Source organism: Aquibium microcysteis, from assembly GCF_014495845.1.
GTDB classification, from domain to species: Bacteria; Pseudomonadota; Alphaproteobacteria; order Rhizobiales; family Rhizobiaceae; genus Aquibium; species Aquibium microcysteis.
On sequence record NZ_CP061080.1, the window covers coordinates 1,847,832 to 1,866,682 of the forward strand.

18 protein-coding genes are annotated in these 18,851 nt (G+C 68.0%); 8 read left to right on the forward strand and 10 right to left on the reverse strand.

Going from position 1 to position 18,851, the window contains the following annotated elements; all coding sequences use genetic code 11:
- Window positions 1–10: 10 nt before the first annotated feature.
- Together aztA and aztB are read left to right on the forward strand one after the other, a co-directional pair.
- Window positions 11–853 (forward strand): zinc ABC transporter ATP-binding protein AztA, encoded by an 843-nt coding sequence (gene aztA, locus IAI54_RS08470; RefSeq protein ID WP_187971925.1) that lies wholly within the window; start codon window positions 11–13, stop codon window positions 851–853.
- 8 nt (window positions 854–861) lie between these two features.
- The gene (aztB, locus tag IAI54_RS08475) at window positions 862–1,725 is read left to right on the forward strand and encodes a zinc ABC transporter permease AztB (protein ID WP_187971926.1); all 864 of its coding nucleotides are present in this window, start codon (window positions 862–864) and stop codon (window positions 1,723–1,725) included.
- 4 nt (window positions 1,726–1,729) lie between these two features.
- Here aztB and IAI54_RS08480 read toward each other — a convergent pair whose 3' ends face one another.
- Genes IAI54_RS08480 through IAI54_RS08490 form a run of 3 tightly spaced genes read right to left on the reverse strand, consistent with a single transcriptional unit; the run spans window position 1,730 to window position 4,937 of the window.
- On the reverse strand, window positions 1,730–2,938 hold the full coding sequence (locus IAI54_RS08480) for an ABC transporter permease (RefSeq protein ID WP_187971927.1): 1,209 nt from the start codon (window positions 2,936–2,938) through the stop codon (window positions 1,730–1,732).
- Window positions 2,935–3,639 (reverse strand): ABC transporter ATP-binding protein, encoded by a 705-nt coding sequence (locus IAI54_RS08485; protein ID WP_187971928.1) that lies wholly within the window; start codon window positions 3,637–3,639, stop codon window positions 2,935–2,937. The genes IAI54_RS08480 and IAI54_RS08485 overlap by 4 nt, the downstream gene beginning before the upstream one ends.
- Complete coding sequence (locus tag IAI54_RS08490; protein ID WP_187971929.1) at window positions 3,636–4,937, reverse strand: efflux RND transporter periplasmic adaptor subunit; 1,302 nt, start codon at window positions 4,935–4,937, stop codon at window positions 3,636–3,638. The genes IAI54_RS08485 and IAI54_RS08490 overlap by 4 nt, the downstream gene beginning before the upstream one ends.
- A gap of 325 nt (window positions 4,938–5,262) precedes the next feature.
- Between IAI54_RS08490 and IAI54_RS08495 the strand changes: the two genes are divergently transcribed.
- Together IAI54_RS08495 and IAI54_RS08500 are read left to right on the forward strand one after the other, a co-directional pair.
- A complete protein-coding gene (locus tag IAI54_RS08495) occupies window positions 5,263–6,039 on the forward strand; it encodes an MBL fold metallo-hydrolase (protein ID WP_187971930.1) in 777 nt (258 codons plus the stop codon).
- A 190-nt stretch (window positions 6,040–6,229) separates the two neighbouring features.
- Window positions 6,230–6,388 carry a YqaE/Pmp3 family membrane protein gene (locus IAI54_RS08500; RefSeq protein ID WP_187971931.1) on the forward strand — a complete coding sequence of 53 codons (159 nt, stop codon included), beginning with the start codon at window positions 6,230–6,232 and terminating at the stop codon, window positions 6,386–6,388.
- Between the two features lie 17 nt (window positions 6,389–6,405).
- Here IAI54_RS08500 and IAI54_RS08505 read toward each other — a convergent pair whose 3' ends face one another.
- The 5 genes from IAI54_RS08505 to dnaG all read right to left on the reverse strand — a co-directional run bounded on the left by IAI54_RS08505 (window position 6,406) and on the right by dnaG (window position 12,156).
- Window positions 6,406–7,005: a Uma2 family endonuclease gene (locus IAI54_RS08505; RefSeq protein WP_187971932.1), complete on the reverse strand. Its 600-nt coding sequence runs from the start codon at window positions 7,003–7,005 to the stop codon at window positions 6,406–6,408.
- 121 nt (window positions 7,006–7,126) lie between these two features.
- Window positions 7,127–7,501, reverse strand: coding sequence for a hypothetical protein (locus IAI54_RS08510; protein ID WP_187971933.1), 375 nt, complete (start codon window positions 7,499–7,501; stop codon window positions 7,127–7,129).
- Window positions 7,498–7,893, reverse strand: coding sequence for a DUF4160 domain-containing protein (locus IAI54_RS08515; protein ID WP_187971934.1), 396 nt, complete (start codon window positions 7,891–7,893; stop codon window positions 7,498–7,500). Before IAI54_RS08515 ends, IAI54_RS08510 begins: the two co-directional genes overlap by 4 nt.
- A 17-nt stretch (window positions 7,894–7,910) precedes the next feature.
- Entirely contained in the window at window positions 7,911–9,929 is a 2,019-nt protein-coding gene (gene rpoD, locus IAI54_RS08520; protein ID WP_187971935.1) for an RNA polymerase sigma factor RpoD, read from the reverse strand.
- A gap of 295 nt (window positions 9,930–10,224) precedes the next feature.
- A complete protein-coding gene (dnaG, locus tag IAI54_RS08525) occupies window positions 10,225–12,156 on the reverse strand; it encodes a DNA primase (RefSeq protein WP_187971936.1) in 1,932 nt (643 codons plus the stop codon).
- Window positions 12,157–12,434: 278 nt separating this feature from the next.
- Between dnaG and IAI54_RS08530 the strand changes: the two genes are divergently transcribed.
- The 4 genes from IAI54_RS08530 (at window position 12,435) to IAI54_RS08545 (ending at window position 16,081) form a co-directional block, all read left to right on the forward strand.
- Window positions 12,435–14,093 (forward strand): Na/Pi cotransporter family protein, encoded by a 1,659-nt coding sequence (locus IAI54_RS08530; RefSeq protein ID WP_187971937.1) that lies wholly within the window; start codon window positions 12,435–12,437, stop codon window positions 14,091–14,093.
- A 66-nt stretch (window positions 14,094–14,159) separates the two neighbouring features.
- Entirely contained in the window at window positions 14,160–14,687 is a 528-nt protein-coding gene (locus IAI54_RS08535; RefSeq protein WP_187971938.1) for a hypothetical protein, read from the forward strand.
- A 270-nt stretch (window positions 14,688–14,957) separates the two neighbouring features.
- Window positions 14,958–15,392, forward strand: a complete 435-nt coding sequence (rnk, locus tag IAI54_RS08540; RefSeq protein ID WP_187971939.1) for a nucleoside diphosphate kinase regulator — start codon at window positions 14,958–14,960, stop codon at window positions 15,390–15,392.
- 146 nt (window positions 15,393–15,538) lie between these two features.
- Window positions 15,539–16,081, forward strand: coding sequence for a GreA/GreB family elongation factor (locus IAI54_RS08545; RefSeq protein WP_187971940.1), 543 nt, complete (start codon window positions 15,539–15,541; stop codon window positions 16,079–16,081).
- A gap of 325 nt (window positions 16,082–16,406) precedes the next feature.
- Here the strand turns inward: IAI54_RS08545 and alr are convergent, their stop codons facing one another.
- Window positions 16,407–17,519, reverse strand: a complete 1,113-nt coding sequence (alr, locus tag IAI54_RS08550; protein WP_187971941.1) for an alanine racemase — start codon at window positions 17,517–17,519, stop codon at window positions 16,407–16,409.
- On the reverse strand, window positions 17,516–18,769 hold the full coding sequence (locus IAI54_RS08555; protein ID WP_187971942.1) for a D-amino acid dehydrogenase: 1,254 nt from the start codon (window positions 18,767–18,769) through the stop codon (window positions 17,516–17,518). The genes alr and IAI54_RS08555 overlap by 4 nt, the downstream gene beginning before the upstream one ends.
- Between the last annotated feature and the right edge of the window lie 82 nt (window positions 18,770–18,851).

Sequence of the window (18,851 nt, forward strand, 5' to 3'; positions counted from 1 at the left end):
CGATGATGCCATGACAGAACCCGTTCTCGCCTTCCGCGACCTGACGCTCGGCTATGATCGCCATCCCGCCGTCCACCATCTGACGGGCGACGTGGCGCGCGGCTCGCTGACGGCCGTCGTCGGACCGAACGGGTCCGGCAAGTCGACGCTGATGAAGGGCATCGTCGGCGTTCTCGCGCCGCTGGGCGGCGAGGTGGGCGTCGCGCCCGGCACGCGCATCGCCTATCTCGCCCAGCAGTCCGAGATCGACCGCTCCTTTCCCGCCCGCGTCATCGACCTCGTGCGCCTGGGCCTCTGGGGCAAGCGCGGCCTGCTCGGCCGCTACGACCGGACCGACCACGCCAATTGCCGCAAGGCGCTGCAGGCGGTCGGGCTCGAAGGATTCCAGGAACGTCCGCTCGACACGCTGTCCGGTGGCCAGCTGCAGCGCGCGCTGTTCGCCCGCGTGCTCGTCCAGGACGCCGACCTGATCCTGCTCGACGAACCCTTCAACGCCATCGACGCCAACACCGTCGCCGATCTCGTCGCGCTCATCCGCCTCTGGCATGGCGAGGAGCGAACGATCCTGGTCGTCGCACACGACCTCGATCTCGTCCGGCGCCATTTCCCGCAGACGCTGATCCTGTCGCGGCGCAAGGTGGCGTGGGGGCCGACGTCGGAGGTGCTGGTCCCGGAAAACCTCGCCCGCGCCCGCAATTTCGACGAGGCCTGGAGCGACGACGCCCCCTGGTGCGAGCCCGACCATGTGCATGCCGGAGACGGCGAGCCGCACGCGCACCATCACCATGGAGAAGAGCCGCATGGGCATGTCTCGCGCCACGGCACCGGCGCGCGTCCGCACGGCCTGTCGTGATCCCGAACATGATCGATTTCCTCGTCGGCCCCTTCCTCGAATTCGCCTTCATGCAGCGCGCGCTGCTCGGCGCGGTCATGCTGTCGCTCGCCTCCTGCCCTGTCGGCGTCTTCCTGATGCTTCGGCGGATGAGCCTCGCCGGCGACGCGATGGCTCACGCCATCCTGCCGGGCGCCGCGGTCGGCTTCCTGCTCTATGGCCTGGCGATCGTTCCGATGACCATCGGCGGTCTCGTCGCGGGCGTCGTCGTGGCGCTGGGAGCCGGCGCGGTATCGCGCTTCACGCTGCAGAAGGAGGACGCCTCGCTTGCCGCCTTCTACCTGATCTCGCTGGCGCTCGGCGTCATGATCGTGTCGCTGCGCGGGTCGAGCGTCGACCTGATGCACGTGCTGTTCGGCACCGTGCTCGCCCTCAACGACGAGGCGCTGACGCTGATCGGCGCGATCTGCGGCATCACGCTGGTGACGCTCGCCATTCTCTGGCGCGGCCTCGTGGCCGAATGCCTCGACCCGCTCTTCCTGCGCTCGGTGAGTCGCATCGGCACGGTGGTCCACTTCGCTTTCCTGGCGCTCGTCGTGCTGAACCTCGTCGGCGGCTTCCAGGCGCTCGGCACCCTGCTGTCGGTCGGCCTGATGATGCTGCCCGCGGCGGCGGCCCGGTTCTGGACGACGCGGGTCGGACCGATGTGCGTCCTGGCGGTGGCGATCGGGCTGGCGTCGAGCCTGTCCGGCCTGCTCCTCTCCTACCATGCCGCGCTGCCGTCCGGGCCGTCGATCGTGCTGTCGGCCGGCGCCGCCTATCTTCTGTCGATCCTGTTCGGCACGCGCGGCATCATGGCCGTGCGCAGCCGGCACCGCCACAAGGCTGCGTGACCGTCTATTCGTGCCGCAGCGCCTCGATCGGATCGAGACGCGCGCCCCGCAGCGCCGGGAAGAAGCCGAACACCATGCCGATCATCGCCGAGAAGCCGAAGGCCATCAGCACGATGAGCAGCGACGGGCTGAACGGGATCGACAGCGCGTAGGCGACGGCGCCGGCGATCCCCAGGCCGAGCAGGACGCCCGTCAGCCCGCCGATCGCCGAGAGCACGGTCGCTTCCACGAGGAACTGCAGCAGGATGTGCTTCTCGTGCGCGCCGATGGCCAGCCTTATGCCGATCTCGCGCGTCCGCTCGGTCACCGACACCAGCATGATGTTCATTATGCCGATGCCGCCGACGAGCAGCGACACGCCCGCAACCGCGCCCAGCATGCCGGTCATGGCTGTCGTCGCGCTGGCCATCGCCTCGGCCACCTGCGTCATGTCGCGCACCGTGAAGTCGTCGTCGGCATCGGGCGCCACGCGGCGGCTCTCGCGCAGGAGGTCCTCCATGTCCGACTGGATCTGCGAGGTCGCGACGCCGTCGCGGCCGGCGACATAGATCGTCTCGATGTCGCGGTCGCCCGCGATCCGCCGCTGGAAGGCTGCGAGCGGCATCATCACGACGTTGTCCTGGTCCTGCCCGAACCCAGAGAAGCCCTTGGACTCCAGAAGCCCGATCACCTTGCAACTCATCTGCCTGACGCGGATCGTGGCGCCCTCCGGATTGCCGGCGCCGAAGAACTGCCGGCTAATGGTCGTGCCGATGATGCAGACGTTGGTGCCTGCGCGCAGCTCCGAATCGTTGAAGACGCGGCCGGCGCTCAGCGTCCAGTTGCGCGCCGTGAAGTAGGCGTCGTCCGTGCCGGTCACGGCCGACAGCAGGCTCTCGGTGCCGTAGACCACGCGCACCATCGACTGCGAGGCGGCAGACACCGCCTCGACCCCGTCGAGCTTGGTCGCGAGGATCTCGTGATCCTTCTGCGACAGCGGCCGCGCCTGGTTGCGCGGCCCGCCCGGTCCGCTGTCGGCGCCCGATCGCACCACGAGCAGGTTGGAGCCGAGCTTGCCGATGTCGGCCTTCACCTTCTCGGTGGTTCCCGAGCCGATGGTGATCATGGCGATGACGGCCGCCACGCCGATCACGATGCCGAGCAGCGTCAGGAAGGAGCGCAGCGCATTGCGCCGCACCGAGGTGAGAGCCAGCCGGACGGCTTCCCAGATCACGTCGCCATCTCCTCGACACGCGTGTCGGAGGCGACCCTGCCGTCGACGAATTTCAGCTGGCGCTCGGCATAGGCGGCGATGTCGGCCTCGTGCGTCACCATCACCACCGTCAGGCCGTTCTCGCGGTTGAGTTCGATCAGCAGTTCCATGATCTCGTGACTGCGCGCGGTGTCGAGATTGCCGGTCGGCTCGTCGGCGAGCAGCAGTGTCGGCTCCGACACGATCGCCCGGGCGATCGCGACGCGCTGCTGCTGGCCGCCGGAGAGTTCGCCCGGCGTGTGGTTCGCCCGGCCCGCCAGCCCCACCCGATCGAGTGCGGCGAGCGCACGGCTTCGTCGTTCGCGCGCGGGCACGCCGCGATAGATCAGCGGCAGCTCGACGTTCTCCGCCGCGGTGGTGCGCGCCAGCAGGTTGTAGCCCTGGAAGACGAAGCCGATGTAGAGATTACGCAGGATTGCCCGGCGCCCCCGGTCGAGCCGCCCCGCATCGATGCCTTCGAAGCCGTAGACGCCGCGCGTCGGCGTGTCGAGGCAGCCGATGATGTTCATGGCGGTCGACTTGCCCGATCCCGACGGCCCCATGATCGCGACGAAGTCGCCGCGCACGATCTCGAGGTCGACGCCCGCCAGCGCATTCACCGCCGCCTCGCCGTGCCCGTAGGTCTTCCAGACGTCGGAGAAGGAGAGGAGCGGCGCCGTCATCGGGCGGCGTCCGAGCCGCTGCGGGTCGCGACGATGACCGGATCGCCCTCGTCGAGACCCGACAGGATCTCCGTATCCTCGCCGTCGGTGGCGCCCGTACGGACGCGGGTCGCCACCGGCGCCCCGTCGCGCAGGACGTGGAGAATGCGGCTGCCGTCGCTGGCGACCGTGGGGCTGCGCCGTTCGAACATCCGCCCCATGCGCCGGCCGCCGAACAGGCTGTCGAGGCTCCAGCCGCTGGACTGCTCGGTGGGTGGCGGACGGAACCGGAAGGCGGCGCTCGGCACCGTCAGCACGCCTGCTGCCTCGCGCGTCACGATCGTCACCGTCGCCGTCATGCCGGGCCGCAGCGACAAGTCCTGGTTGTCCACCGACAGCTTGGCGTCGTAGGTCACGACGTTGTCGGTCGTGACCGAGGCGAAGGAAATGTCGGAGATGGTCGCGTCGAAGCTCCGGTCGGGATAGGCGTCGACGGTGAAGCGCGCCTTCTGGCCTTTCCTCACCGCGCCGATGTCGGCCTCGTCGATGGCGGCCTCCAGCACCATCGTCTTCAGGTCTTCCGCGATGACGAACAGCACCGGCGCCGACAGCGACGAGGCCACCGTCTGGCCCGGATCGACGTCGCGCGTCAAAACGATGCCGTCGATGGGCGCATAGATCGTGCTCTTGGCGAGATCGGTCTCCTGGATCTTCAGGTCGGCGGCGGCGATGGCGACGTTGGCGTCGGCGATGGCCACCGCACTCTGCGCCCTGTCCCGGGTGGCGACGGCGCTCTCCAGCGCCTGATCCGCGACCATGCCTCGCGCAGACAGGCTCTGCGACCGGGTCAGCGTCTGCTCGCTTTCGGTCAGCGTGGTACGGGCGTCGGCGAGCCTCGCCTCGGCGGCCTTCAGGGAGGCCCTCGCGCGCTCGACCTGCGCGGCCCGGCTGGTCGTGTCGAGCGAGGCCAGGACGTCGCCCCGGGCGATCTCCTGGTTCTCGACCACGTCGACCGACCGGATTACGCCCGACAATTCGCTGGAGACGTCCACCTGGGTCAGCGGCTGCAGCGTGCCGGTGGCCGAGACCTCGATGGTGAGGTTGCCGCGCGCGACGGGCACCGTCTGGAACGCCACGACCGGCGTGGCCTGCCCCGCGCCCCACCAGGCATAGAGGCCGATGCCTGCGGCAAGCACGAGCGCGCCCAGGACGAGCCAGCGCCACCGGCGCCGCGGCGCCTTGCCGCCCGGCTGCAGGCCGAGCGTCTGTTCGATCGACGCTGCCCGCGGCGGTTTCGGCTTCTCGACGATCTGGTCCATGACCGGCCCTTCTGCCCCGCGACGTCGCCCGGATCCGGCGGCCCGGCAAGCGACGCCGTGAACGTCCCGTTCGGCATTGAGATCGGGCCGGCCGTTTCCGTATACAAGTTAATTCTTGCTCATCTTTGCGCCGGATCAGGTCGCAGCGCGCCGGCGGCGATCCGGAAAAGCCACGATCAAGCGCGGAACGGGACGGCGCCCGGCGCCATCTCCGCAAAAGTTGATCGCACGTGCGGTCGTCGTCCCACGGCTGCGCCCTATCCTGCCCTTTCCCGCCGCAGGTGCTGCGGACGGACATCCGGCAAAACCCGAAGAGGAACACGACATGACGATCACGCGACGCGAAACGCTCGGACTGGGCCTGGCAGCCGTTACGAGCCTCGGCTTCGGCACGGTCATGCCCTTCGCAGCACGTGCCCAGTCGGGCGGCGGCGACGGCTACGAGGTCGAGGGCGGCACCATCACCATCCACCCGATCGCGCACGCCTCCTTCGTCATGACGACGCCGTCGATGACGATCTACTGTGACCCGGTCGGCGAGGCCTCCGCCTATTCCGCGCACGCCGCGCCCGACCTGATCCTGATCACCCACGAGCACGGCGACCACTACAAGCCCGACACGCTGGCCGCCCTCGTCGGCGAGAGCACCAGGCTCGTCACCAATCCCGCCGTCTTCGCCATGCTGGCCGAGGACCTGAAGGCGAAGGCGACCGCCATCGCCAATGGCGAGACGACGACGGTGGACGGCATGGCGATCGAGGCGGTCCCGGCCTACAACACCACCGAGGAGCGTCTGAAGTACCACCCCAAGGGCCGCGACAATGGCTACGTGCTGACGATCGGCGGCCGCCGCGTCTACATCGCCGGCGACACCGAGGATACGCCGGAGATGCGTGCGCTGGAGGACATCTTCATCGCCTTCCTGCCGATGAACCTGCCCTTCACCATGACCGTCGACCAGGCGGCTTCCGCCGTGGCGGAATTCAAGCCGGCCTACGTCTATCCCTACCACTACCGCGACAGCGACCCGCAGACCTTTGCCGACAAGGTCGCGGCGTCAGACGCCGAGACCGAGGTGGTGATGGGGCCGTGGTACGGCTGAGCGCGCCGCGCGGCCCCGCGCGATCACGACCGCCTGGCCGGCGCCGCGAACCGCCGGCCGCGCGATGCCGGCCGGCCGGCGCTGGCTGAATCACTGACCGGCAAAGACCGGTCACCGCAAAGCCGGCCGGAACCCTCCGGCCGGCTTTTCGTTGTCCCGCCTCTCTCAGCCATGACCCGGAGCCCGCCCCATGGACGTCGTCCGCATCCTCGCCGCCATCATCCTGCCGCCCCTCGGCGTCTTCCTGCAGGTCGGCCTCGGGCTGCACTTCTGGTTGAACATCCTGTTGACGATCCTCGGCTACGTGCCTGGAATCATTCATGCGGTGTGGGTGGTGGTGAAGAAGTAAGGCGGGGATGACGCGTTCTACGTGAAGTCGGCCAGCCGCAGATCCAGCCCCGCCACCGTCAGCGCCGTCAGCGTGTTCTCCGGCCGGACATCCACCACCCGGCGGTAGCCGACCGGACTTGGCTCGCGGAAGACGGTGGCAAGCCGGGTGACGGCGTCGATGACCCAGAGCTCGGGAATGCCGAAGGCCGAGAAGATCAGCGCCTTGCGGCCCTTGTCGTAGTCGAGGCTGGTGTCGGCGATCTCGATGGCGAGCAGGCAGGTCGCGCCGTCGAGCCCCTCCAGCCCGACGGCGGTGTCGTAGAGCACGAAGTCGGGTTCGAGGAAGGTGTCGGGCGACAGCCGGAACGTCGTCTCGGGCGTGAAGGCGATCGAGTCGGGCAATTGCCTGAACAGTTGACGCATCACCCATGTCTTCAGGCGCTCGTGGCGCAGGCCCTTTGCCGACATCGGCACCACCTCCCCGCCGATCAGCTCGAAGCGTTCGTTCTCCGCGATGATGCCGGCGGCGACCATGGCCTCGATCTCGGCCACGGTGAAGGCGCGCCGGCGCAGGCCCTCGGCGGCCTGCGTGGTGCGCAGTTCGGACGTCGCGACGGGAAGGAAGCGCTCGTTCATGGCAGGCAGCATAGCACGGCCCTGAAACGCAAAGAACCCGGCGCCATCGCCGGGTTCCAGAGCCAGTTCGGAGAAAACCCGAACCCGCGGGCGCCACCCGCGGGCATCCGCCCTTGCGGGATCAGCGGACCCGCACGACCGGGCAGCCGCGGTCGTTCGCGAAGACCGCGCGGACGAAGCCGCCCCGGTCGCGGCCGTCGACGCGCACGACGCGGTGGTTGACGTCGACGATGCGGGCATGGCGGATGCCCATGGAGCGGGCCTTCTGCAGCGCGTGACCGGGTGCGCAGACGCCACGGCCGTAGCGCGGACCGCCGTGCCAGCCCGGACCACCGTGGTGGCCGCCATGCCAGCCGGAGCCGCCGCCGTGATAGCCGCCGCCGCCGATGACGATGCCGAAGCGCACGTCGCTCGCCGATGCCGTGGTGGCCGAAGCGCCGAGGCCGGCGGCGGCGAGCGAGAGGGCGACGAGAGCGGTCTTGAGGAGGGAGGTCATTGTTCTTTTCCTTCGCGTTCTGCCGGGGGGCCGGCCGACCGGGCCTGTCCCGATCCATTGAGCGAAGGATAGGCGGGCGAGCCTGAACCGGAGCCGAAGGGGTCGTTCATCTGGCGTTGGGATTCGGGCCGACAGAGGTGCGGTTCTGGCTGCCCGCCGTCTACTCCGCCGCCTCCGCCGGTGTCGATGGCGCCATGCGCTTCTTGGTCCGCGTAGACGGCATGAATATGCAGCGGCGGGTGATCGCGGATGTACATCCGGATGGCAATGCCGAAGAACAACGATATCGTCGGCACCTGCAACCCTCGATATCCAATGGTTTTACCACCTGAATAGCACAGGAAAGACAGCAAAGAAAAACCCGGCGTCGCCGCCGGGTCCTGATGCTTCATCCGAAGAGGCGCGTTCCTCAGCTGTCCAGAAAACTCCGGAGCTTGCGCGAGCGGCTCGGATGCTTGAGCTTGCGCAGCGCCTTGGCCTCGATCTGGCGGATGCGCTCGCGCGTCACCGAGAACTGCTGGCCGACTTCCTCCAGCGTGTGGTCGGTGTTCATGCCGATGCCGAAACGCATGCGCAGCACCCGCTCCTCGCGCGGCGTGAGCGAGGCGAGCACGCGCGTCGTGGTCTCGCGCAGATTGGCCTGGATCGCCGCGTCGATCGGCAGGATCGCGTTCTTGTCCTCGATGAAGTCGCCGAGATGCGAATCCTCCTCGTCGCCGACCGGCGTCTCGAGCGAGATCGGCTCCTTGGCGATCTTCAGCACCTTGCGCACCTTCTCGAGCGGCATGGCGAGCTTTTCGGCCAGTTCCTCGGGCGTCGGCTCGCGGCCGATCTCGTGCAGCATCTGCCGCGACGTCCGCACGATCTTGTTGATCGTCTCGATCATGTGGACCGGAATGCGGATGGTGCGGGCCTGGTCGGCGATCGACCGGGTGATCGCCTGCCGGATCCACCACGTCGCATAGGTGGAGAACTTGTAGCCGCGGCGGTACTCGAACTTGTCCACCGCCTTCATCAGGCCGATGTTGCCTTCCTGGATCAGATCGAGGAACTGCAGGCCGCGGTTCGTGTACTTCTTGGCGATGGAGATGACGAGGCGGAGGTTCGCCTCGACCATCTCCTTCTTGGCGATGGCCGCCTCGCGCTCGCCCTTCTGCACCTGGTTGACGATCTTGCGGAACTCCGCGATCGAGATCGCCGTCTCCTGCGCCAGGTTCTGGATCTCGCTGCGCAGGGCGCCGATCGTGTTTCCCTCGTTGCGCGCGAATTCCTTCCAGCCGCGCGTGCCGAGGTTGGCGATCGACTTCATCCAGTTCGGATCGAGCTCGCTGCCCTGGTAGTGCTGCAGGAAATCGTCGCGGCGCACGCCGTAGCTCTCGGCGAGCCGCAGCAGACGGCCCTCGTTCTGCACGAGCCGCTTGTTGATGTCGTAGAGCTGCTCGACCAGCGCCTCGATGCGGTTCTGGTTGAGCGACAGCGACTTCACGGCCGTGATCAGCTCGTCCTTGAGCTTCTTGTAGGAACGCTCCTGGCTGGACGACAGCGCGCCGGCCGCGGCGAGCCGTGCCTCGACCTGCTGGTCCTGCAGCTTGCGCAGCTTCTTGTACGTGCCGGCGATGAAGTCGAGCGTCTCCATCACCTGCGGACGCAGTTCGGCCTCCATCGCGGCGAGCGACAGGTTGGCCTCGTCGTCCTCCTCGTCGTCCTCCTCGCCGCGCGTGTCGGCACCGACATTGGTGACGTCGTCGTCCTCGCGGCTCCGTCGGCCGCGGGTCTCCTCTGCCTTCGGCTTGTCGTCCTCCTCGACGCGTTCCACCACCGGCGCCTGCTTGGCCTCCGGTCCGGCATAGGTCGCCTCGAGGTCGATGATCTCGCGCAGCAGGATGCGCGCCTCGTTGAGTTCGTCGCGCCAGATGATGATGGCCTGGAAGGTCAGCGGGCTCTCGCAGAGCCCCGCGATCATCGTCTCGCGGCCGGCCTCGATCCGCTTGGCGATGGCGATCTCGCCCTCGCGCGACAGGAGTTCCACCGAGCCCATCTCGCGCAGATACATGCGGACCGGATCGTCGGTGCGGTCGGTCGGCTCCTTCTTGGCGACGGCTGCGACGGCGGTACCCGTCTGCTCGGCGATCTCGTTGGATTCCTCCTCCGCGTCGCCCGCCTGGTCGCCCTCCGGCTCCTCGCCGGCCTCGTCGTCCTCGACGACGTTGATGCCCATGTCGGAAAGCATCGACATGGTGTCTTCGATCTGCTCCGACGTCACTTCCTCGGACGGAAGCACGGCGTTCAGTTCGTCCATGGTGACGTAGCCGCGCTTCTTGGCGAGCTTGATCATCTTCTTGACGGCATCGTCGGAAAGGTCGAGAAGCGGACCGTCGACTGCGCCTTCGCGCTCCGTCTCGACCTCTTCTTTTTCTTTTGTCGTCATGCTTTCCTGTCTCCAACAAGTCCGGTGGGGCGGCCGTGGCGAACCGCCCGCAGCACCGGATGACGCCGCGTCGCTCGCCTCAGCGACTACCGGCATCGCGTGAATTCATCATTAACCCTGGCACGATGGCGGCGCGCCGGCATGCGAAGGCGTGCCGCACTCCGCCAGCCTCCCCGATCGCGCAAGACACGACACCCGTTAACGAATCCGAACCGTCCTGATTCCGCCTATTCTCCGCGAGGTCAAGCCGCTGGCATGCGATTCGGTCGAAAAAAGGTCGCCCCGAACGTCGCCCTCAACCCTTGCCGCCCGTCCGTCCCGAGGAGACCCCGAAGCCTTCGATCAGCGCTTCGGTCGCCTGGACGTCGCGGAACTGGGTCTGGATGGCGAGCAACTGCCGATAGTTCTCCTCCGTCGGCTCCAGCGCCAGTGCGGCTTCGGCCGCTCTGAGTTCCTTATGTAGAAAGCCGGCGCTCTGGTGCAAGTGCATCGCCTGGGAGAAGGCGTCGCGCGCATCGTCGAGCGCCGCGTCTTCCAGCGAGGGCCACTGCCGCGTGCGCCGCACCAGCGCCACGGCCGCTTCCCAGACGGCGCCGAGGCCTGCGCGCACGAGGCAGGCGACGATCGCGTCGCGATCGCCCGCCTCGTCGTGGGCCACGGCGTCGAGCAGTCCGCCATGCAGGCGCTGCAGGTCGGCATGGCCGAGATCCAGCCGCTCCACCTGGTCGAAGAACTCGTCGATCAGCGGCGGATGGTTCACCAGCGCGACCATCAGCACGGCCGCGCGCACCGGCATGATGGCGGCCGACGTGCGCACCAGCGCCGATCTGGCGAGGCTGTCCGAGACGGCGAGCCGGCCCGACGGCCGCTGCCCCCGCCCCCAGCCCTCGGTACGCCTGTCCCCGCCCCGTTCGCCAGGCTGCCAGTCGCGCCTTGGCCTGCTCGTGCCGAAGAATGCCTGCACGCGCTCGCGCATGTCCTGCTGGTAGTGGCGGCGCAGGTTCTCGTCGCGGATGCGGCCCGTCGCCTCGCGCAGCGACTTTTCGAGTTCCGCCCGCCGCTCCGGCGTCTCGAAGACCGCGCCCTGCGTCTCGCGCAGCCAGATCATCTCGGCGAGCGCGCGGGTCTCGGCGAGCACGCTGCGGAACGCCTCGGGTCCGCCCGACCTTACGAGGTCGTCGGGATCCTGGCCCTCCGGCAGCATGGCGAAGCGCACCGTGCGGCCCGGCTGGATGGCGGGCAGCGCGAGGTCGGCCGCCCGCCACGCAGCCTTCAGGCCCGCCTTGTCGCCGTCGAAGCACAGCACCGGTTCGGGCGCCATCCGCCACAGGAGTTCGAGCTGCGCCTCCGTCAGCGCGGTCCCGAGTGGGGCCACGACGTTGGCGAAGCCGGCCTGGGCCAGCGCGATCACGTCCATGTAGCCCTCGACGGCGATCACCGCGCCGTCCTTGCCCTGCCCCTTGCGGGCGCGGGCGAAGTTGTAGAGCACCTCCCCCTTGTGGAAGAGTTCCGTGTCGGGCGAGTTCATGTACTTGGCCGGCGCGTCGGGCGACAGCGCACGCCCGCCGAAGGCGATCACGCGCCCGCGCGAATCCTCGATCGGGAACATGACGCGGTCGCGGAACCAGTCGTAGGAGACCGGAATGTCGTCGCCGTGGCGCACGAGTCCGCAGGCCTCGATCTGGTCCTTCGCCACGCCCCGGGCCGCCAGAAACTCCTTCAGCGCGTTGCGGCTCTCCGGCGCATAGCCGAGCCGGAAGGCCTGCTGCGTCGCCGACGACAGCCCGCGCTCGCGCAGATAGGCGCGCGCCTTCGCGCCGCCGGCGGCCTGGAGCTGCCCCTCGAAGAACTGCGTCGCCATCTCCATGACGTCGTGCAGGCTCGCCCGCTGCTGCTCGCGCCGCTCCATCTCCGGGTCGCGCGCCGGCATCGGCACACCGGCCAGTTCCGCGATCCGCTCGACCGCCTCGGGGAAGCTCAGCCCGTCGAGCGCCGTCAGGAATTTGAAATGGTCGCCGGAGGCGCCGCAGCCGAAGCAGTGGTAGCGCCCCTTCCTGTCCTCGCAGTGGAAGCTCGGGCTCTTCTCGCCATGGAAAGGGCAGCAGGCCCAGTAATCGCCACGCGACGTGTTGGTCTTGCGCTTGTCCCACGAGACGCGCGCGCCGATGATCGACGAGATCGGCACTCGATCGCGGATTTCGTCGAGGAAGGAAGGCGCAAATCGCATGGGGTCTGGTTCTCTCTCGTCCACCATAGTCGTTCGATCCCTCCGGGACGACACCAATCGTCGGCCCTGCCCGCTTTCCACAGCCCGAAAGGCCGCGCACGACGCCATGTCGTCCGTAAGCGACGTGACGCGTCGGTTCCGCGCGCGTCCCCGCTCCGCCTCCCGACTGATTATCTGGCTAATCACTTTTCCCTGGAACGTTGGCCGATTCAGGCGGTTCGGAGCATGATGATCCTCCCTTGCAGGCCGGCCGCGGCCGCACGCCCGACGGTGCGGCCATGAGCGGATCCCTCGTCCTTCTCCACCTGGCAGGTGCCGTGGCGCTGCTGCTGTGGGCGACGCGGATGGTGCGGACAGGCGTCGAGCGCGCCTATGGCGACGTGCTGCGGCTGAGGCTGCGCGCGCTGCTGCGCCGCCGGATCGTCGCCCTTTTCGCCGGCGCCGTTCTGGCCGTGATGATGCAGAGCGCGACCGCCGTGAGCCTGCTGATCGGCTCCTTCGCCGGCACCGGCATCGTTTCGGGCACGTCGGGACTGGTGGCCGTCTTCGGCGCCGACCTCGGTTCGGCGCTGGTCGTCAGGCTGCTGTCACTCGATCTGTTCGTTCTGGTCCCCGTCTGTCTCGTCGCCGGCACCACGATGTTCCTCGCCACCCTGTCCCGCAAATGGCGCCAGGCGGGGCGCATCCTCATCGGCGTCGGTCTCCTCATCCTGTCGCTGCGGATGATCGGCGAGGCGTCCGAACCGCTGCGGGAAAGCGCCTTGCTGCCGGTCGTGATCGGCTATCTCGCCGTCGACCCCGCAAGTGCCTTCCTCCTCGCCGCGATCGTCACCTGGCTGTTCCACTCCTCGGTCGCGGCCGTTCTCCTCGTGGCTGCGCTGGCGGCGCGCGGTATCGTGCCGCCCGAACTCGGGGTGGTGCTGGTGCTGGGCGCCAATCTCGGCGGCTCCGTCATCGCCGCACTGCTGTCGCGCGCGGCGCCGCCCGCCTCACGCGTGGTGCCGGTCGGCAATCTCCTCCTTCGCGGCTGCGGCGCCGTCGTGGCACTCGCCGCGGTCATGGTCATCGCTCCGCCCATCGACGCTCTCGGTTCCACCGCACCGGCGCAGCTGATCCACGCCCACATCCTGTTCAACGCGGCGCTGGCAGTGGCCGGCCTGCCCCTCGCCGGCCCCATCCATGCCCTCGCCTCGCGCCTCGTGACGAGGGGACGGCCCGCAGCCGGGGCACTTGAAGTGCCTGAACTGACCGCCCTGTCGGAAGCCGCGCTCGACAAGCCGTCCCAGGCGCTCGCCAATGCCACCCGCGAGGTGATGCGCGTCTGCGAGACCGTCGAGATCATGCTGAAGCGGATCGGAGAACTGTATGTCGACGCAGACGAGGACTCGATGACGTCGCTCGCCGCGCTCGACGATCGCGTCGACCGCAGCCATGCCGCGATCAAGCTCTATCTCGCCCGCATGTCGGCGCACCCGCTGTCGGAGAAGGAGGCACTGCGCTGCCAGGAACTCGTCGGTGCCTGCGTCAAGCTCGAACAGGTCGGCGACATCGTCGTGCGCAACCTCCTCGTCCACGTGCGGCGCAAACACGACCGGGGGCTCGACTTCACCGACGAGGGCTGGCGCGAACTGTCGAGCTTCCATGCGGCGGTCACGTCCAATGCGCGCCTCGCCTTCAACCTGCTGGTCACCCGGGACGCCGCGACCGCGCGGCAGATCGTCGAGGAGAAGGACCGCCTGCGCGACATGGAGAAGCGCTCCAGCAGCAGCCACTTCGCCCGTCTGCGCGACGGGACCGTCAAGAGCATGGAAACGAGTGCCATCCACCTCGACACCATCCGCGACCTGAAGCAGATCAACTCGCTGCTGGCATCGATCGCCTATCCGGTTCTGGAGGAACAGGGATTGCTGCGGGGTTCGCGTCTCCGGACCGGCTGACGGAACCCTCCGGCCGAACGCTTCGTTGAGGCGACTCACGTCGAAAACCGCAACGGAGAGAAACGAATGGCCATCACACGCAAGGATGAAGCAAGGGCGCTTGCCGCCGACGAACGCGAGCTGGTCGAAAAGTCGCATCATCCGATGGTGCAGGATCTATCCGACAAGGAACTCTCCGAACTCGTCCAGCTCGTTCGCGCGCGTCGGGACAAGGCCCGGACGGAGGCAAGCCGACGTCGGCGAGAGATGCGCGGCAAGAGTGCGGCGAAGGGAGCAGCTCCGTCGCGCGCCGACGATGGTTCCCGGATGAAGCTCGACGTCCTGGCAATGGCTGTGCGCCGTCTCAACGCCGAAAGCGAGCGTCGCCGGCAGATGGCAGCCAGGGTGTCGCTGGCAGAGAACGCCCGCAATGCGCTCATTCTCAAGAAGGCCGGAAAGGATGATGCGCCAGGCGCCGCCTTCAACGCACGCACGGCGCATCACGGGATGCGGAAGAAGGCCAGTGAACGCAGGGCCGGTCTGGTGCGGCCGATGGAGCTCGGGCGTCAACGCAAGGCCGGCGCCGTCGCCCAAGCCAAGCGCGACGGGCGTTGAGCCGATCGTCCTTGACTTTGCCTCTGGGGTGTCCCACGTTCCCTTGCATGTCGACCGACCGTTGCACCCTCCCGCTCGAACGGGCGTTCCCCATCGCGGGCACCTGACCCCCGGCCCGGTCGCGTCGCGCCCCGGCCGCGGGGCATAGGCCTACGAGGACTGCGATACGCGGCCCTGCAGGAACGGCGACGCAACAATCCACCCGATCCATCCTTCAGCCGCTGGCGCCCGAGTCGTGTCGGCGGCCGAAATCTTCGACGAGTCTTGAAAATGGCCACCACCTCCGGCGGGCGCAAGCCTGCCATCACGATGATGCGCTCCGACCATGAGAGCCTGTCGCGCCTCGCCGATTCCCGGGCTGCCAGTGATCCGGATCTGTCCGACCAGCTCTTCGCCGAACTCGACCGCGCGCGCGTGGTGGAGGACGGTCGGATGACGTCCGGCGTCGTCCGCATGGGCTCGACGCTGCGGTTCACCACCGATGCGGGCGAAGACCGGACCGTCACGCTCGTGTTCCCCGGGGAAGCCGACATCGCCATCGGCAAGGTCTCGATCCTGACGCCCATCGGTGCTGCCCTGATCGGCCTGTCCGCCTCCCAGTCCATCGACTGGACGTCGCGCGACGGCCGCGTCCACAGGCTGACCGTCGAGCACGTCGAACAGAACGATGTCGCGCGGCCGCAGCCCGAGTTCCGGACCGCATGACCATGTCGATGCCGCTCAGCCGCCTCTCGCTTTACGGAGGATGCCTCATCGCAGGATCGTAGCCCCCTGTGCCGCATGCATGCGGCACAGGGGTTCTCCACCTCGTCCCGACTTACCGCTCCCAGGCGGAGCAATGGAGAACTGCGATGTCGAAAGAAACCTGCATCCTTACCACGAAGGACTACACGATCCTCGAGGTCATGCGCGACCGCTGCCTCGGCCAGGGCGACCCGATGGCGCCGATCCTCAAGCGAAAGATCGAATCTGCCATCGTCATGTTCCGCGACGAGGTCCCGGATGATGTCGCCACCATGAGCAGCCGCGTCACGTTCAGCGTGAACGGTCGCGATCCCGACACGCGGATCATCTCGCACGACAGGATGACGTCCATGGTCGGCATGTTCCTCCCCGTCACCACCTTGCGCGGGCTGGCGCTTCTCGGGCTCGCCGAGGGTGAGCATTTCGTCCTCACCGGCAGCGACGGCGTCGAGGAACGGATCCTTCTCGAGAAGATCCAGTACCAGCCGGAGGCCGCCAGACGCGAAAAGGAATCCCTGCAGCGACACTCGGTGAGACAAGCGCCCGGCAAACCTTCGCTGAGGTTGATCCGCGGCGCGTTCTACGATCGGGCGCCGCTCGTCGCCGCATCCCCTGACGGGGTCGACGATCCCGGCCCTTCGGCTGCATGACGGCAGCATCGTGAACTCAGGATGCGCAGAACGATCGCGTATCTGCCGCTGGCCGTGGCCGTCTTCTTCGCAGCCATGCCGAACACGCTGGCGGGCGGAGGCACGGCCTGACCTTCGCCGCCCTTAGGCTGCACGGGCGTGGCTTCGGCGATGCGGGAGCGGATGACGAGCGTCCCGCGGGTGATCTCGACGCGCGCTCTTGCCGCCCGGCACCGCGACCCGGTTGCCGTGCGGTCCTCCGTTGGCAGCTCGACGCACCCAGTCTTCTCCCGCCGCCATGCGGAGGAATGGGCGCCGAGGCCGGGCACCCGAGCGGCGACTGCCGTCACTGCCCAGTCCCGCCGGGTCCGACGTAGTTCCGGTGAAAGCGCCGTCCGAGGCGGCTGAGTATCTCATATCCGATGGTCCCGGCCGCGCAGGCGATGTCGTCCACGTTCTGACCAGGGCAGAGAAGGTCGACGAAATCGCCTTCGCGGGGCATGGTGGTGCACCCGGTCATGTCGAGCACGATGCTGTCCATGGACACCCGGCCCAGGAACGGCACCGGCTGCCCACGATGGAACGCAGCGGCGCCGGCGTTCCGGGGCCAGCCGTCGGCATAGCCCAAGGAGATGGTCGCGAGGGTGGTGTCCCTGTCGACCACCGCCCTGTGCCCGTAGCCCACCGCGGTCCCGGCTTTCACCTTCCGTGTCTGAATGATTCGCGCGCGCAGGCCCACCGTCTGCCGCATGGGGTTCGACGTCCATGGAGTGGGGTTGATTCCGTAGAGCGCCGCGCCCGGCCGCAGGACGTCGAAATGAAAACCTTTTCCGAGAAACGTTCCTGACGAATTCGCAAGGGAAGCAGGCGCGTCCGGGAGTCGTGCCCGGAGACGTTCGAACGTGGAACGCTGCGCTTCGTTGGCCGGATGGCCCTCCTCGTCGGCGCAGGCAAGATGGCTCATGACGAGTTCGACAGAGAGGCCGTGAAGGAGGCCCTCGTCAGCCGCGATCATCTCGACGTCCTCAGGGGCGAGTCCCAGACGGGCCATGCCTGAATCGAGCTGGAGCGCGACGGCCAGCCGCTTGCCTGTCGCTGCTGCGCATGAGCGCCAGACTGCCAGATCCCCGAGCGTGTTGACGACAGGGGTCAGCGCCGCCTCGGCAAGCTCGCGTTCCATTCCGGCCGGGGCGCCGTTCAGGACGAACACGCGGGAGTTCCGTCGCAGCGTCCGACGCAGTTCGAACCCCTCCCTGGAGTGCGCGACGAAATACGTCCGGCATCCTGCCGCCTCGAGAGCAGCCGAGACGTGGACGGCCCCGAGGCCATAGGCATCTGCCTTGACGACTGCCGCGCACTCGGCGCGTCCCGCCATTTCCGCAAGCAGTCTCCAGTTGGACACGACCGCGTCGAGATCGACGGTCAGGACCGCCTCAACCTGCCTCGCGTTCCCCGTCATGTCCGATACCGCCCGATGCCGAGGTCCGTGACATCGATGTCAGGCGTCCGTCCGGAGACGATGTCGGCGAGCACGCGTCCCGAGCCGCAGGCCATGGTCCAGCCGAGTGTTCCGTGTCCGGTATTGATGTAGAGGCCTGGTATCGGGGTGCCCCCGACGATCGGCGGGCCGTCGGGCGTCATCGGCCTCAGCCCGGCCCAGAAGGTGGCTTCTTCCAGCCGCCCTGCGCCGCCGAAGAGGTCGGTGACGGAATGTTCGAGCGGAGCGCGCCGAGATGGCTTCAGGGACAGGTCGTAGCCGGAGATCTCGGCCGTCCCTCCGACGCGGATGCGATCTCCGAGACGGGTGATCGCGATCTTGTAGGTCTCGTCCATGACCGTAGAGACCGGAGCCGCGGTCTCGTCGGCGATGGGGAGCGTCAGTGAATACCCCTTCACCGGGTAGACGGGCACGCGGATGCCGACCGGACGGAGAAGGAAGGGCGAGTAGCTTCCGAGCGCGACGACGACAGCGTCCGCTGTGAATTCTCCCGCGTCGGTCCGGACTCCACGGACCCGATGTCCGTCACGCAGGACGTCCCGCACGGTGACGCCATATCGGAACTCGACGCTTCGCGCGCAAAGCGCCGTCAGCCTGGCCGTGAAGGTGTGGCAGTCGCCCGTCTCGTCGCCAGGAAGCCGCAGCCCGCCGACGAACTTCTCCGCAACGCGGACGAGCGCGGGTTCCGCTTCGACGCAACCGTTGCGGTCGAGGACTTCGAACGGTACGCCGAACTGCTCGAGGACCTCCACGTCGCCGCCGACAGCGTCCAGCTGATGTTGACTGCGGAACAGCTGCAGCGTGCCCTGCATGCGCTCGTCGTACGCGATCCCGGTAGAGGCCCGCAGATCGCGCAGACAATCGCGGCTGTATTCCGCGATCGGCACCATCCGCGATTTGTTCACGGCATAGCGTGCCGACGTGCAGTTGCGCAGCATCGTCGCCACCCACGACCACATCGCCGGATCGAGCCGCGGTCTGATCGCGAGCGGGCCGTGCTTCATAAGCAACCACTTGATCGCCTTCAGCGGTACGCCCGGTCCTGCCCATGGCGAGGAGTATCCAGGCGAAATCTCTCCCGCATTGGCATAGCTGGTTTCGAGGGCGGGACCGGGCTGCCGGTCGATGACCGTTGCCTCGTGTCCGGCCTGCGCGAGATACCAGGCGCACGTCACCCCGATGACCCCGCTACCCAGGATGAGGACCCTCATGGGTGTCTCCTCAGGCGGCGGTCACAGGCAGCGGCGGGCAGCATCGAAAATCGTCTTGTCATCATGCATCTCCACCGGGCCA

Coding starts and splice junctions, on each gene's coding strand:
- IAI54_RS08505 (WP_187971932.1), bottom strand. CDS start 7,005: ATGAACGAGCGCTTCCTTCCCGTCGCGACGTCCGAACTGCGCACCACG.
- IAI54_RS08500 (WP_187971931.1), top strand. CDS start 6,230: ATGGACGTCGTCCGCATCCTCGCCGCCATCATCCTGCCGCCCCTCGGC.
- rnk (WP_187971939.1), top strand. CDS start 14,958: ATGGCCACCACCTCCGGCGGGCGCAAGCCTGCCATCACGATGATGCGC.
- dnaG (WP_187971936.1), bottom strand. CDS start 12,156: ATGCGATTTGCGCCTTCCTTCCTCGACGAAATCCGCGATCGAGTGCCG.
- IAI54_RS08485 (WP_187971928.1), bottom strand. CDS start 3,639: ATGACGGCGCCGCTCCTCTCCTTCTCCGACGTCTGGAAGACCTACGGG.
- aztA (WP_187971925.1), top strand. CDS start 11: ATGACAGAACCCGTTCTCGCCTTCCGCGACCTGACGCTCGGCTATGAT.
- IAI54_RS08510 (WP_187971933.1), bottom strand. CDS start 7,501: ATGACCTCCCTCCTCAAGACCGCTCTCGTCGCCCTCTCGCTCGCCGCC.
- alr (WP_187971941.1), bottom strand. CDS start 17,519: ATGACGGGGAACGCGAGGCAGGTTGAGGCGGTCCTGACCGTCGATCTC.
- IAI54_RS08555 (WP_187971942.1), bottom strand. CDS start 18,769: ATGAGGGTCCTCATCCTGGGTAGCGGGGTCATCGGGGTGACGTGCGCC.
- aztB (WP_187971926.1), top strand. CDS start 862: ATGATCGATTTCCTCGTCGGCCCCTTCCTCGAATTCGCCTTCATGCAG.
- IAI54_RS08515 (WP_187971934.1), bottom strand. CDS start 7,893: ATGAAGCATCAGGACCCGGCGGCGACGCCGGGTTTTTCTTTGCTGTCT.
- IAI54_RS08535 (WP_187971938.1), top strand. CDS start 14,160: ATGGCCATCACACGCAAGGATGAAGCAAGGGCGCTTGCCGCCGACGAA.
- IAI54_RS08545 (WP_187971940.1), top strand. CDS start 15,539: ATGTCGAAAGAAACCTGCATCCTTACCACGAAGGACTACACGATCCTC.
- rpoD (WP_187971935.1), bottom strand. CDS start 9,929: ATGACGACAAAAGAAAAAGAAGAGGTCGAGACGGAGCGCGAAGGCGCA.
- IAI54_RS08490 (WP_187971929.1), bottom strand. CDS start 4,937: ATGGACCAGATCGTCGAGAAGCCGAAACCGCCGCGGGCAGCGTCGATC.
- IAI54_RS08495 (WP_187971930.1), top strand. CDS start 5,263: ATGACGATCACGCGACGCGAAACGCTCGGACTGGGCCTGGCAGCCGTT.
- IAI54_RS08530 (WP_187971937.1), top strand. CDS start 12,435: ATGAGCGGATCCCTCGTCCTTCTCCACCTGGCAGGTGCCGTGGCGCTG.